13 protein-coding genes are annotated in these 12,740 nt (G+C 70.1%); 7 read left to right on the forward strand and 6 right to left on the reverse strand.

The window, feature by feature from the left end; translation table 11 throughout:
• Positions 1-7: 7 nt before the first annotated feature.
• The gene (gene truA, locus RS883_RS06865) at positions 8-754 is read right to left on the reverse strand and encodes a tRNA pseudouridine(38-40) synthase TruA (protein ID WP_315764112.1); all 747 of its coding nucleotides are present in this window, start codon (positions 752-754) and stop codon (positions 8-10) included.
• Positions 751-1,662 carry a methionyl-tRNA formyltransferase gene (gene fmt, locus RS883_RS06870; RefSeq protein ID WP_315764114.1) on the reverse strand — a complete coding sequence of 304 codons (912 nt, stop codon included), beginning with the start codon at positions 1,660-1,662 and terminating at the stop codon, positions 751-753. Before fmt ends, truA begins: the two co-directional genes overlap by 4 nt.
• 54 nt (positions 1,663-1,716) lie before the next feature.
• Between fmt and recR the strand changes: the two genes are divergently transcribed.
• From recR to RS883_RS06885, 3 genes are all read left to right on the forward strand, one after another.
• The gene (recR, locus tag RS883_RS06875) at positions 1,717-2,313 is read left to right on the forward strand and encodes a recombination mediator RecR (protein ID WP_315764116.1); all 597 of its coding nucleotides are present in this window, start codon (positions 1,717-1,719) and stop codon (positions 2,311-2,313) included.
• A gap of 162 nt (positions 2,314-2,475) precedes the next feature.
• Positions 2,476-3,003, forward strand: coding sequence for a peptide deformylase (def, locus tag RS883_RS06880; RefSeq protein WP_315764118.1), 528 nt, complete (start codon positions 2,476-2,478; stop codon positions 3,001-3,003).
• A gap of 53 nt (positions 3,004-3,056) precedes the next feature.
• Positions 3,057-4,463, forward strand: coding sequence for a DNA recombination protein RmuC (locus RS883_RS06885; RefSeq protein ID WP_315764120.1), 1,407 nt, complete (start codon positions 3,057-3,059; stop codon positions 4,461-4,463).
• On the opposite strand, the gene RS883_RS06890 is transcribed toward RS883_RS06885, so the two are convergent.
• Both RS883_RS06890 and RS883_RS06895 read right to left on the reverse strand, forming a co-directional pair.
• A complete protein-coding gene (locus tag RS883_RS06890; RefSeq protein WP_315764122.1) occupies positions 4,411-5,127 on the reverse strand; it encodes a hypothetical protein in 717 nt (238 codons plus the stop codon). The two genes, RS883_RS06885 and RS883_RS06890, sit on opposite strands and share 53 nt — an antisense overlap.
• Positions 5,124-5,819, reverse strand: a complete 696-nt coding sequence (locus RS883_RS06895) for an META domain-containing protein (protein ID WP_315764124.1) — start codon at positions 5,817-5,819, stop codon at positions 5,124-5,126. The genes RS883_RS06890 and RS883_RS06895 overlap by 4 nt, the downstream gene beginning before the upstream one ends.
• A 58-nt stretch (positions 5,820-5,877) precedes the next feature.
• On the opposite strand from RS883_RS06895, the gene RS883_RS06900 reads away from it, so the two are divergent.
• Genes RS883_RS06900 through RS883_RS06910 form a run of 3 tightly spaced genes read left to right on the forward strand, consistent with a single transcriptional unit; the run spans position 5,878 to position 9,603 of the window.
• The gene (locus RS883_RS06900; RefSeq protein WP_315764126.1) at positions 5,878-6,309 is read left to right on the forward strand and encodes a DUF2946 family protein; all 432 of its coding nucleotides are present in this window, start codon (positions 5,878-5,880) and stop codon (positions 6,307-6,309) included.
• Between the two features lie 46 nt (positions 6,310-6,355).
• Entirely contained in the window at positions 6,356-8,365 is a 2,010-nt protein-coding gene (locus RS883_RS06905; RefSeq protein WP_315764128.1) for a TonB-dependent receptor, read from the forward strand.
• 5 nt (positions 8,366-8,370) lie between these two features.
• Positions 8,371-9,603, forward strand: a complete 1,233-nt coding sequence (locus tag RS883_RS06910) for a PepSY domain-containing protein (RefSeq protein ID WP_315764130.1) — start codon at positions 8,371-8,373, stop codon at positions 9,601-9,603.
• Here the strand turns inward: RS883_RS06910 and RS883_RS06915 are convergent.
• Entirely contained in the window at positions 9,579-9,779 is a 201-nt protein-coding gene (locus tag RS883_RS06915) for a hypothetical protein (RefSeq protein WP_315764132.1), read from the reverse strand. The two genes, RS883_RS06910 and RS883_RS06915, sit on opposite strands and share 25 nt — an antisense overlap.
• Before the next feature lie 30 nt (positions 9,780-9,809).
• The gene (locus RS883_RS06920) at positions 9,810-10,115 is read right to left on the reverse strand and encodes a hypothetical protein (RefSeq protein ID WP_315764134.1); all 306 of its coding nucleotides are present in this window, start codon (positions 10,113-10,115) and stop codon (positions 9,810-9,812) included.
• 172 nt (positions 10,116-10,287) lie between these two features.
• Between RS883_RS06920 and RS883_RS06925 the strand changes: the two genes are divergently transcribed.
• On the forward strand, positions 10,288-12,675 hold the full coding sequence (locus RS883_RS06925) for a glycoside hydrolase family 3 N-terminal domain-containing protein (RefSeq protein WP_315764136.1): 2,388 nt from the start codon (positions 10,288-10,290) through the stop codon (positions 12,673-12,675).
• Positions 12,676-12,740 lie beyond the last annotated feature (65 nt).

The raw sequence follows: 12,740 nt of genomic DNA on the forward strand, positions 1-12,740 counted from the left end.
CGAGACGCTATAGCGGCGGGTAATCCGCGCTCACGAAGAACAGCCCATCCGGCGGGGCATTGAGCCCCAGTGCCCCGCGATCCTTCGCCTCGAGCGCCGCCCGCACATCCTCCGGCGACCAGCGGCCTTGCCCTACCAGCGCGAGGCATCCCACCATCGATCGCACCTGATGGTGGAGGAACGAGCGCGCCGAAGCGAACACGCGGATCAGGTCGCCTTCCGTCACCACCTCCAGCCGGTCGAGCGTGCGCAGCGGGCTGTCGGCCTGGCAATGCGCGGAGCGGAAGGTGGTGAAGTCGTGGCGCCCCACCAGCATCGCCGCCCCCGCCGCCATCGCCGCGACGTCGAGCGGCGGTGCGATCCGCCAGGCAAAGCCCTTCTCGATCGTCAGTGACGCGCGGCGCGTGCGGATGCGATATTCGTAGTGGCGAGCGATGCAGGAGAAGCGTGCGTGCCAGTCGTCCGGCACCACCTCGCACGCCAGCACCGCCACCGGGTTTGGGCGCAGCCGCGCGTTGAGCGCCTCCATCAGCCGGAACGGCGCGATCGGCTTGGCGATATCGCAATGCGCGCGCATGCCCAGAGCGTGAACACCCGTGTCGGTACGCCCCGCCGCCTGGACGAGCACTTCCTCGCCGGTCACCGCATGCGCGGCATCCTCGATCGCCTGCTGGACGCTGGGCCCATGGGCCTGATGCTGCCAGCCCATGAAGGGGCGGCCATCCCACTCGATCGTCAGGGCAAAGCGCGTCATCCGACGAGCGCACCCTCTGGGATCGAGAAGCCACGCAGGAGGTCGCCCGGCGTCATCGCCGCGCGGCCCGCGCGCTGGACGAGCGTCGGCACCAGCAGCCCCTCGCTGCACCCGATCGCAAAGCCGGTCGCGTCCGCCACGATGGTCGCCGACGGCGCTTTGCCCGTCGACACCTCGGCGGCGAGCACGCGGATGCGCTCGCCGCGCACGTCGAACCAGGCACCGGGGGCGGGGTTGAAGGCGCGGACCTGCCGCTCGACCTCGATCGCCGGCCGGTGGAAGTCGAGCTTCGCCTCCGCCTTCTCGATCTTGGCGGCATGGGTCACACCCTCTGCCGATTGCGGCACGGGCGGATAGGCGTCGGGGTCGCCCAGCACCTCGACCATCGCCGCCGCGCCCAGCGCCGCGAGTTCGTCGGTCAGCGCGCCCGCGGTCTTGTCGGCGACCAGCGTGCGGCGTTCCAGGCGGACGGGGCCGGTGTCGAGGCCCGCTTCCATCTGCATGATGCCAACGCCCGTCCACTCGTCGCCCGCCAGGATCGCGCGCTGGATCGGCGCCGCGCCCCGCCAGCGCGGCAAGAGCGAGGCATGAACGTTGAGGCAACCGAGCCGCGGCGCATCCAGCACCGCACGCGGCAGGATCAGTCCATAGGCGGCGACCACCGCAACGTCGGCGTCATGCGCGGCGAACACCGCTTGCGCGTCCACGTCGCGCAGTGTCACGGGGGTCAGCACGGGCACGTCCATCGCCTCTGCCTCGGCCTGGACAGGGGAGGGGGTCAGCGCCTTGCCGCGTCCCGCGCGCCGCGGCGGCTGGGAGTAGGCGGCGACGATCGAGTGGCCGGCATCCGCCAGCGCGCGAAGCACCGGCACCGCGAAATGGGGCGTGCCCATGAAGACGATCCGCATGGCCCCCCTTCGCCGCTTGGCAGGCGGGCGCGCAACCCCCTATCTTGGGCGCACATGGCTTCTTCCGAAATCGAGGCGCTCACCCAGGCGCTGGCGCGGCTTCCCGGCCTCGGCCCCCGCTCGGCGCGGCGTGCGGTGCTGCACCTGCTCAAGCGGCGCGAGACCGCGCTGGCGCCGCTCCTGGGCGCGCTGGCGGCGGTGAACGATCGCCTGGCGACCTGCTCGACCTGCGGCAACGTCGATACCGCCGACCCTTGCGCGATCTGCGCCGATCCGCGCCGCGACGCGCGGTCGCTCTGCGTGGTCGAGGAAGTGGCCGACCTGTGGGCGCTCGAACGCTCGCGGCTGTTCCCGGGGCGCTTCCACGTGCTGGGCGGGCGGTTGTCGGCGCTGGAGGGCGTGCGGCCCGAGGATCTGTCGATCGACGCGCTGATCCGGCGGCTGGAGGCGGGCGGCGTCGAGGAGGTAGTGCTGGCGATGAACGCCACGCTGGAGGGCCAGACGACCGCGCATTACCTGGCCGACCGGCTGGAGCGATTTCCAGTGCGCGTGACGCAGCTCGCCCACGGCCTGCCGGTCGGCGGCGAGCTCGATTATCTGGACGAGGGGACGCTGGCGCAGGCGCTTAGGGCAAGGCGGCCGGTTTCGTAGGGCGGCGGACTGGGCACGTGCTTCGACAGGCTCAGCACGAACGGTTTCTTCGTGGCTAGCCGCGCGCCCCTCCGTTCGTCCTGAGCTTGTCGAAGGACGTGCCGAAGACGGTGCGCCCGCCTCAAACTTGACCCCGCCCGCGCGCGCCGCCATTTTACCAGCATGGCCGTCCTCCCCATCATCGAAGTGCCCGATCCGCGGCTCAAGCTCGTCTCCGAACCCGTCGAGGGCGTGACCGACGAGGTCCGTCAGCTCGTCACCGACATGTTCGACACGATGTACGACGCCCCCGGCATCGGCCTCGCCGCGATCCAGGTGGCGGTGCCCAAGCGCGTGCTCGTCATCGATCTTCAGGAGGAAGCGGACGAGGACGGCAAGCCGATCCGCGCACCCCACGCCTTCATCAACCCAGAGATCCTCGAGGTATCTGACGAGCGGCGCTGCTATCAGGAAGGCTGCCTCTCGATTCCCGAGATGTATGCGGAGGTCGAGCGTCCCGATCGCTGCCGCGCACGCTGGTTCGACCTCGACGGCAACGTCCAGGAGGCGTGGTTCGACGGGCTGATGTCGACCTGTCTCCAGCACGAGATGGATCACCTGAACGGCGTCCTGTTCATCGACCACCTCTCCCGCCTCAAGCGCGACATGGTGCTGAAGAAACTCGCCAAGCTGAGGAAGTCGGCGGCTTGAGGCCGTGACGTCAAGCCTGTAGGTTCGCGCTCCGTTCACCCCCGGAGCGCTTCATGGATCCCGTTTTCGCGATATTGCTCGTCGTCGCCGCGCTCGTTGTCGGCGCGGTGCTGGGCTGGTTCCTCGGCAATCGCGGGGTCGAGAGCGTGCGCGCCGAGCGCGACGCGCGCGAGGACGAGTTCAAGAAGGCGATCACCGACCTGGCGCTCGCCAGCGACCGCGCCGCACGGATGGGCGATCTGGTCGCCGAGAACGAGACGCTGCGGATCGAGCGCGACGCCGCGCGCCTCGACCTCGCGACGCTCAAGGCCGACGCCCGCGCGTTCGAGGCGCGGCTGGAGGAGTTCAAGGCGGCCAAGGATCTGATGGCCGCGCAATTCGCCGAAGTGTCGAACCGACTGCTGGGCGAGGCGCAGAACGCCTTCCTTGCCCGCGCGCAGGAACGCTTCCACCAGGCGAGCGACAGCAACGAGGTCAAGATCAAGGCGCTGCTGGCGCCCGTCGAGCAGACGCTCAAGCGCTATGAGGCGCGGATTGAGACCGTCGAGAAGGAGCGGACCGAGGCGTATGGCCAGCTCAAGGGCCTGATGGAAGGCATGCGCGCCGGCCAGGAGGGCGTGCGGGCGGAGGCGGCGAAGCTCGTCAATTCGCTGCGCGCCGCGCCCAAGGCGCGCGGGCGCTGGGGCGAGCAGCAGCTTCGCAACGTGCTGGAGACGTGTGGGCTTGCCGAGCATACCGACTTCCTCATGGAGGTGTCGGTCGATGCGGACGGCGGACGGCTACGCCCCGACGCGATCGTCAAGGTGCCGGGCAACTCGATCCTGGTCATCGATGCCAAGGTGTCGCTCAACGCCTATCAGGACGCTTACGGCGCGATTGATGAGGCTGAGCGCAAAAGGCACCTCGATGCGCACGTCGCTTCAATGCGCGCGCACGTGAACGCTTTGGGCAACAAGGCTTATCAAGGCCAGTTCGAGAACACGCCAGAATTCGTCATCATGTTCGTTCCGGGCGAGCATTTCCTGTCCGCAGCGCTGGAGTACGAGCCCGGTCTTTGGGACTTCGCCTTCTCGAAGAAGGTCCTTCTCGCCACGCCAACCAACCTGATTGCCATTGCCCGAACCGTGTCGGCGGTGTGGCGCCAGGAAAAGCTGGCGGGCGAGGCACGGCAGATCGCCGAACTCGGCCGCGAGCTCCACGCGCGTGTCGCGACGATGGGGATGCACATCGCCAAGGTCGGCAAGAACCTGGAGACCGCGACGACCGCCTACAACGCGTTCGTCGGTTCGATCGAGAGCCAGGTGATGACCCAGGCCAAGCGGTTCGAGACGCTCAACATCGACACCGGCGCCAAGTCGATCGAACCGCTGCCGATGGTCGAGGCGCACCCCCGCCCCTTGAGCAAGCTCAAGGCCGAGGAGCCGGCAGAGCCGCCGGCGCTGCCGGAGGCCGCGGAGTAGCAGCGCGGCGCCAAGGCGGCGGCTCCGTCGCCGGGCGCCAGCACGGCTCCAGCGCGGCGGCCAGGCGAATCGCCCAGCCGCTCGGAAGGTGATCGGCGATACGGCCCGAGAAGGTCGTCTTCCGCGTATAATCGCCGGCAAAGCTGACGGTTACCTTGTCGAAATGAAGGAACATCTCGATCGGTCGGATGGCCTTCGGACGGGTCACCGCCGGGGGCACCCATTCAGCGCGCTCGGCATCCGGGACCACGGCCATCGCGCCGGGGCAGCTGGAAAGGTCGGCCTCAAGCCAATCGAGCTCAAGTTCGTCGAGGACGAGGGCCACCTGATCCGCCGTTTTGGCGCCAGCCTGTTTCACGCGCCCGACGATCGCCGCGCCGGCCCAGCGTGGCCGCTCCACGGTTTTGGCATTCGGTGCCCGGACCATCCTGGCGATCAGGGTGGGTTGGCAGTTGGGACCTCGCTTCCCCACACAATCGCGTTGGATCGCGATGGCATAGACTGGAAACGCATAGTCATCGCCGAGGTACTGGATTTCGACCAACGCATGCGAGCGATTGCCAAACAGCCGCGCCGGATCGAAGGCGAGCTTGATGATCGTCTCCTGCGGCTCGACCCCGATCGGCGGCATCTGCGCCGCGAGCAGCGCCGCCAGCCCGATCACGGCCGCACCGGCACCAGCGTCACCGCCGCCGACCCATCCGCGTTGGCAAGCATCACCCCATCCTTGCCGCGCACCAGCGTCAGCGGGCCGCGCAGCGCCGTCGTCAGCCGCTGCTCCTGCGCCATCGCCGGGCCGGGGCAGGCCATGCGCGTCGTCGCGGCGGCGGCGATCGTCACCTGATCGCCGCTTAGCGTATAGCTCGCGGTCAGGCGGTTGCAGCCGGTGGTGCCGGTCAGCCGGCCGCCATCGAAGCGCAGCGTCGCCGGCTGCGGTCCGCCGGGCGACTCGCCGCCGATCGCGTTCACCCGCCAGTCGCGGCCTTCCAGCGCGTTGTCGGGCTTCGATTCGCCGCAGCCTTTCAACTCGCGGCCATCCACGGTGACGCGGACGGTGTCGGGATAGGTCTTGTCGCTCATGCCGTCGCTACAGGGGACGTGGGTGATGTCGAGCGTCAGCCGCGGCGTCACATAGCGCTCGCCGTTGAAGCTCGGGCGCGCGGGCGGCGCCGCGACGGCGATCGTCCGGCCCTCCGCATCGGCGAAGGCCATCTGCCCATCGGCAATGCCGAGCGACCAGAAGGGCTCGGTGCCCACCGCGCCATAGCGGGTGCCATTGGCGGCAGGCGGCGGCTCGACGCCGCTCATCGGCGTGCAGGCGGCGAGGGCGACGAGGGGGATAAAACGGCGGATCATGCCCGCCTTCTTGAGCCCTGCGGATGAACGATCGGTGACAGCGGCGCGGCCAGCCCCTATGGCGCGCTCCGTGACTGCGCTCCGCCGCCTGTTCCGCAACCATGTCTGGATCGCCGCGCTGATCGTCGCGGCGGCGCTGCTGGTGCGCGTCGCGGTGCCCGCCGGGTTCATGGCGGGCGAGAGCGCCGACGGACGCCTCACGGTGATGGTCTGCTCGGGCGAGGGTTCGCGCGCGATGACGATCGCGATCCCGGGCCTTGGCGAGCGCGGCCAGACGCCCGCGTCCGGCGAGCACGACAAGCCCGGCGCGCCCTGCGCCTTTGCGGGGCTTGCGGCACCGTGGCTGGGCAGTGCCGATCCGATCCTGCTGTTCGCCGCGCTCGCCATCGTCGCCGCCGCGCTGCTGTTCGCCGTGCCGCCCCGGCGCCGCGACGTCGCGCTGCGGCTTCGACCGCCGCTCCGGGGACCGCCCGCTTTCTCGAACGCCTGAGCCTTTCCTGCGCGCGCCCGCGCGCCTCAGTCCTTCGAGGTTTTTCATGTCCGTTGTTCCACGCGCCCTGCTGGGCGTGTCGCTGCTCGCGCTTGCCGCGCCGGCGCTTGCCCGCGACGATGATCCGCAGACGATCGTCGTCACCGGCGAACGTGCCGATCCCGAAGCCGAAGTCCTGAAGACTCCCGGCGGCGTCGATGTCGTCGATGCCGCTACCTATGCGGACAAGGCGGCGGTGTCGCTGCGCGACGCGCTTGCCTTCTCGCCCGGCGTCTATGCGCAGCCGCGCTTCGGACAGGAGGTGCGGCTGTCGATTCGCGGCTCGGGGCTCAGCCGCGGCTTCCACATGCGCGGGCTATTGCTGATGCAGGACGGTGTGCCGATCAACCTGGCTGACAACAATGGCGACTTCCAGGAGCTCGACCCGCAGGTGTTCGAGCGGATCGAGGTCTATCGCGGCGGCAACGCGCTGCGGTTCGGCGGATCGACGCTGGGCGGCGCGATCAACGCGGTGACGCCGACCGGGCGATCGGCCCCGGGGGTCGAGGCGCGCATCGACGGCGGGAGCTGGAACACCGGTCGCTTCAAGCTCGCCGCCGGCATGGCGAGCGGGGCGGGCGACGGCTATCTGGCGATCACCGGCGACGCATCGGATGGCGACCGCGATCATGCGCGGCGGCGATCGCTCCGGCTCAACGGCAATGTCGGCCTGCAACTCGCGCCCGCGGTCCAGACGCGCTTCTACGCCAGCGCCAATCACATCCGACAGGACCTGCCCGGCGCGCTGACGCTGGATCAGGCGCTGACCGACCCGTCTCAGGTGCTGCCCGCTCTGGTCGCGCAGGATCAGGCGCGCGACATCGATTCGCTGCGGCTCCAGAACCGCACCACGATCGCGATCGGTGCCGGGCGGATCGAGGTCGGCGCGTTCCTCAACGACAAGCAGCTGGACCACCCGATCTTTCAGGTGATCGACCAGAAATCGACCGATTACGGCGCTTTCGCCCGCATCGACCTGGCCGGCGAGATGGGCGGGATGCCGGTGGAGGCGTCGATCGGATCGACCGCGCGGTTCGGCCATGTGCGGGCGCGTCAATATGTGAACGTCGGCGGCCGGCGCGGTGCGCTGACCGCCGATGCTCGGCAGATGGCGCGGACGATCGACAGCTATGGCGAACTGCGCCTCACCTTCGTGCCGCGGCTCACCCTGGTTACGGGCGGCGTCTTCACCCATGGCGAGCGCGCGGTCGCCAACCGCCTGGCGCCCGCGCGAAGCGGCGAGGCGAGCTTCGACGCCTTCTCGCCCAAGCTCGGCCTGTTGTTCGAGCCGTCGTCCGCGATCCAGTTCTATGGCAACATCAACCGCTCGGTCGAGCTGCCGGGCTTCAGCGAGCTCAACCAGACGCCGTACGCGGTCGGCGGCGTAGTGACGCCGGGCTTCGTCGACGTGGCGCCGCAGCGCGCGTGGACGGCCGAGATCGGCACGCGCGGCAGCGTCGGGATCGCGCGCTGGGACGTGACGCTCTACCGCGCCGACCTGCGCGGCGAGCTGCTTCAGTTCGACCAGGCGCCGGGCGTGCCGGCTGCGACCTTCAACGCCGGGCGGACGCGGCATCAGGGCGTGGAGGCGGCGCTCGATCTCAGCCTCGCGCCGTGGCTGACGCTGCGTCAGGCCTATCAGCTCAACGATTTCCGCTTCCGCGGCGATGCGCAGTTCGGCGACAATCGGCTGCCGGTGATCGCGCGCCACCTTTATCGCGGCGAGCTGCGGCTGGGATCGGAGGCGCTGGCGCTCGCCCCCAACGTCGAGTGGGTGCCTGAGGGTGCCTGGGCCGACTATGCCAACACCGTCCGCGTGCCCGGCTATGCACTGGTCGGGCTGGGCGCGACGGCGCAGCTGCGCTCGGGGGTCACGCTATTCGTCGATGCGCGCAACCTGGGCGGGAAGCGCGCGATCGGCGACGTGTCGGCGGTGGTGCGCGCAAGCGACGCTTCGGCCATCTACTATCCGACTGAGCGGCGTGCGGTGTTCGCCGGCATCCGGGGGCGGCTGTGAGCGGGGTGCTGCAACGCGCGGTCTGGCGCTGGCATCTGGTCGCGGGGCTGTTCGTGCTGCCGTTCCTCGGCTGGCTCGCCGTGACGGGCGCACTCTACCTCTACAAGACCGAGATCGAGCGCGCGGTCTATGCCGAATGGCTGTCGGTCGAGGCGCGGCCGACGCTGCCGATCGGTACGCTGGTCGCCAGCGTGGGCGCGGAGACGGGCGCGCGGGTCGTCCAGGTCGCCAGGCCATCCGCGCCCGAGGCGTGGCGGATGACGGTCGCGGCGCCGAACGGAACGCGGCGCCTCGCCTTCGTTGATCCCGGCGACGGCCGCGTGCTCGGCCTGACCCGCGCGGGCGGGATCACCGGCGTGCTGCGCGAGCTGCACAGCCTGGCGATCACCGGGCCGATCGGCAACGCGCTGATCGAGATCGCCGCGGGATGGGCGATCGTGCTGGTGCTCACCGGCTTCTGGCTGTGGGCGCAGCGCCCGCGGCTGACCGTGCGCGGCAGCCCGAATGGCCGCGGCTTCTGGCGCGATCTGCACGGCTCGACCGGAGCGCTCGGCGGCGCGGTGGTGCTGTTCCTGGCGATCACCGGCATGCCGTGGAGCGGCGTCTGGGGCCGCGGCCTGCAATCGCTCGTCACCGCGCAGGGCTGGGGGCGACCCACTGCGCCGGCGGGCGAGCATGGCGGGCATGGCGGGCATGGCGCCGCACTGCCCTGGTCGATGCAGCATGCGGCGATGCCGATGGGCGGGGCGGGGGATATCGGTCCCGACCGCGCGCTCGCGGCCGCGCGCGGGGTCGGCACGGCGTGGACGATGACGCTGCCGGCGACGCCCGGCGCGCCGTATCTGTTCAGCGCGCTCGTAGCGCGCGCCGACGACGCGCATGTGGTCGCCGTCGATGCGGCCAGCGGTCGCATCGTCCAGGATGCACGCTATGCCGATTTCGGTGCGGGCGCCCGCGCGATCGAATGGGGGATCGCGGTGCATCAGGGCCAGCAATATGGCGAGCCCAACCGGCTGGTGATGCTCGCCGCCTGTGCCGCGCTGCTGCTGCTCGTCGTCAGCGCGCCGGTGATGTGGTGGCGACGGCGGCCTAGGGGGCTGGGGATGCCGCCGGGGGGGACCGGCCGCGGGCTCGGGCTGTTGATGGCGGCGGCCGGCGCGGCGTTCCCGCTAACCGGGCTGACGATGCTCGCCGCGCTGGGGCTGGTGCGGGTTCAGGGCTGGCTGGGCGGCAGGTGATCGGGCGCGAGGCGGCCGGCGTCCAGGTCGGCCGCGACGTTGCGCTCCTCTCGCCCTTCGAGCGGACGCGCGTTCGATCGGCGGCGCAGGAACAGAAGCAGCGCGACGCCCGCGACCACCAGAACGATGACGAGCGTAGTAAGGTTGAGCGAAGCCAGGAAATCGGTGCGGGCCATGGGTCGTCCTTCGGCACCCCCGCCCAAGAACTAAGCCCGCGCCGGCGAAGAAAGTTCCGGCACGAATTCAGACGCTTCGTTCCGGGCGTCGACCGGTCGCCGCGCCGCGTCGACCCGGCAGAGATGGTCGACGACCCCGTCCAGGCTGTCGAACAGCGGAAAGCGGGCGCCGGGCGCGGGAAAATAGGCCTCCAGATGCCAGCGGCCGACATGCTCGCCATGCCCCGGATCGGCAAGGCGGACCGCGACGGCGACCAGATCGGCGTCGCGGTGGATCAGCGCGGCATCGCGATCGCGGCTGCCAAGATCGATGGTACAGGGACTGGCGCTGTGCATCTCCGCCTCGTGCGCCGTTTCCCGCCGGCGATCAGTCAGCCTTTAGAGACCACGTCGATTGATCCACTTGATTGCAACTACGTATGCAGCGCGAATTGGCCGTTTGCGGCGGCGCGCGGCGGTTGACGCGTTGGTTGATAGCGGTAACGCTTGACCCGAAAGGGAGAGGAACATGGCCAATCGGCGCGCGGCGCTTCGGATGATGCTGGGGGCGAGTGCGGCGATCGCGGCACCGATGCTGGCAAAGGCGGGAACGCCGCAGGGCCGCGGGCGCGCGCTCTATCGCGACGCGCGGGCGCCGGTGCCGGACCGGGTGCGCGACCTGATCGGCCGCATGACGCTGGAGGAAAAGGTCATGCAGATGATCGCGCTCTGGGCGACCAAGAGCGAGATCATGAACGGCATGACCTTCGACCCTGCCAAGGCGTCGTCGGCCTATCCCGACGGCTTTGGTCAGCTCACCCGCGCCTCCGACAAGCGCGGCGTGGCGGGCGTCGCCGGGGCGGCGGGCGCCACCGTCAACAATGGCCGCACGCCCGCGCAGACCGTCGCCTTCATCAACGCGATGCAGGACTGGGCGACCAAGCGCACGCGGCTGGGCATCCCCGTCCTCGTCCACGAGGAATCGCTTCACGGCTATATGGCCAACGAAGCGACGATGTTCCCCCAGGCGATCGCGCTGGCGGGCAGCTTCGACCGCGACCTGATGCGCCGCGTCCAGGGCCAGATCGCGCGAGAGGCGCGGGCGCGGGGCGTGCCGTTCGTGCTGTCGCCCGTCGTCGACATCGTCCGGGATCCCCGCTGGGGCCGGATCGAGGAGACGTTTGGCGAGGACCCCTATCTGGTCGGCGAGATGGGCGTCGCCGCGGTCGAGGGGCTTCAGGGCACGGGCAAGGGGCCGATGCTGCCGCCAGGCAAGGTGTTCGCGACGCTCAAGCACATGACCGGCCACGGCCAGCCGGAGGCGGGCAACAATGTGGCCCCGGCGCAGATCAGCGAACGCGAGCTGCGCGAGAACTTCTTCCCGCCGTTCCGCGAAGTGGTCGAGCGCACCGGCATCGCCGCGGTGATGCCGAGCTATAACGAGATCGACGGCATCCCCAGCCACGGCAATCGCTGGCTGCTGGATGGCGTGCTGCGCGGCGAATGGGGCTTCGACGGCGTGATCGTCAGCGATTATGGCGCGGTGGCGGAGCTCGCCACGCTCCACCATGTCGCGACCGACAAGGAGGACGCCGCGCGTCAGGCGCTGGCGGCCGGCGTCGACTGGGAACTGCCCGACGGCGAAGGTTTCCGCACGCTCGTGGCGCAGGTGCGCGCCGGCAAGGTCGAGCAGGCGCTTATCGACCGCGCGGTCGAGCGGATCCTCGCCTTCAAGTTCCGCGCCGGGTTGTTCGAGAATCCTTATGGCGACCTTCGCACCGCCCAGCGCGTCACCGGCAATGCCGAGGCGCGCGCACTCGCGCTGGAGGCGGCGCGCAAGTCGCTGTGCCTCCTCAAGAACGACGGCATGCTGCCGCTCGCGCGGAGCGGCGGGACGGTGGCGGTGATCGGGCCCAACGCCGCGGTCGCGCGGCTGGGCGGCTATTCAAGCGTGCCCAAGCAGACCGTCTCGCTGCTGGAGGGGGTGCGCGCGATCGTCGGGCGCGGGCGGCCGATCGTCCATGCCGAGGGGGTGAGGATCGTCCAGTCGGAGGACCGCTCCGCCGACGAGGTGCTGCTCGCCGACCCGGCCGCCAACCGCGCGCTGATCGCCCAGGCGGTCGAGGTCGCGCGCGGGGCGGAGGTCATCGTGCTCGCGATCGGCGATACCGAACAGACGAGCCGCGAGGCCTATGCCCGAAATCACCTCGGCGATCGCACCGAACTCGACCTGGTGGGCGAGCAGAACGAGCTGTTCGCGGCCTTGAAGGCGCTGGGCAAGCCCATCGTCGTTACCGCGCTCAACGGCCGTCCGCCGAGCTGGCCGTCGGTCGTGGCCGGTGCGAACGCGATCCTCGAATGCTGGTATGTCGGGCAGGAGGGCGGCACCGCGATCGCCGAGGGGCTGTTCGGCATCGTCAACCCGGGCGCCAAGCTGCCGGTAACGGTGGTGCGCAATGCCGGGCAGGTGCCCTTCTACTACAACCACAAGCCGACGGCGCGACGCGGATACCTGTTCGACGATGCCTCACCCCTGTTCCCTTTCGGGCATGGGCTGAGCTACTCCCGGTTCGAGATCGGCACGCCGGTGCTGTCGAGCCCGCGCATTGCCGCCGATGGCGAGGTGCGCGTCGAGGTCGAGGTCGCCAATGTCGGCGACCGCGCGGGCGACGAGGTAGTGCAGCTCTACATCCGCCGCCGATCGGCCAGCGTGACGCAGCCGGTGCTGGAGCTGAAGGGCTTCGAGCGCGTGACGCTGGCCGCCGGCGAGCGGCGGCGGGTGGGCTTCACGCTTGGCACCAAGGCGTTCCGGCTGTGGAACCGCGAGCTCAAGGAAGTGGTGGAGCCGGGCGAGGTCGAGATCCTCGCCGGTGCGAGCTCGGCGATGCTCAAGGGGACCGCGCTGACGATCGGATAAGGTCGTGGGTGCTCCCGCGCAGGCGGGAGCAGAACCCGACCCGTCATCCCGGCCTCGAGCCGAGA

It is taken from the genome of Sphingomonas sp. Y38-1Y, assembly GCF_032391395.1.
GTDB lineage: Bacteria > Pseudomonadota > Alphaproteobacteria > Sphingomonadales > Sphingomonadaceae > Sphingomonas.

Excerpts from the sequence above, each read along its gene's own strand:
- truA (WP_315764112.1), bottom strand. The coding sequence starts at position 754 with ATGACGCGCTTTGCCCTGACGATCGAGTGGGATGGCCGCCCCTTCATG.
- fmt (WP_315764114.1), bottom strand. The coding sequence starts at position 1,662 with ATGCGGATCGTCTTCATGGGCACGCCCCATTTCGCGGTGCCGGTGCTT.
- recR (WP_315764116.1), top strand. The coding sequence starts at position 1,717 with ATGGCTTCTTCCGAAATCGAGGCGCTCACCCAGGCGCTGGCGCGGCTT.
- def (WP_315764118.1), top strand. The coding sequence starts at position 2,476 with ATGGCCGTCCTCCCCATCATCGAAGTGCCCGATCCGCGGCTCAAGCTC.
- RS883_RS06885 (WP_315764120.1), top strand. The coding sequence starts at position 3,057 with ATGGATCCCGTTTTCGCGATATTGCTCGTCGTCGCCGCGCTCGTTGTC.
- RS883_RS06895 (WP_315764124.1), bottom strand. The coding sequence starts at position 5,819 with ATGATCCGCCGTTTTATCCCCCTCGTCGCCCTCGCCGCCTGCACGCCG.
- RS883_RS06900 (WP_315764126.1), top strand. The coding sequence starts at position 5,878 with ATGGCGCGCTCCGTGACTGCGCTCCGCCGCCTGTTCCGCAACCATGTC.
- RS883_RS06905 (WP_315764128.1), top strand. The coding sequence starts at position 6,356 with ATGTCCGTTGTTCCACGCGCCCTGCTGGGCGTGTCGCTGCTCGCGCTT.
- RS883_RS06915 (WP_315764132.1), bottom strand. The coding sequence starts at position 9,779 with ATGGCCCGCACCGATTTCCTGGCTTCGCTCAACCTTACTACGCTCGTC.
- RS883_RS06920 (WP_315764134.1), bottom strand. The coding sequence starts at position 10,115 with ATGCACAGCGCCAGTCCCTGTACCATCGATCTTGGCAGCCGCGATCGC.
- RS883_RS06925 (WP_315764136.1), top strand. The coding sequence starts at position 10,288 with ATGGCCAATCGGCGCGCGGCGCTTCGGATGATGCTGGGGGCGAGTGCG.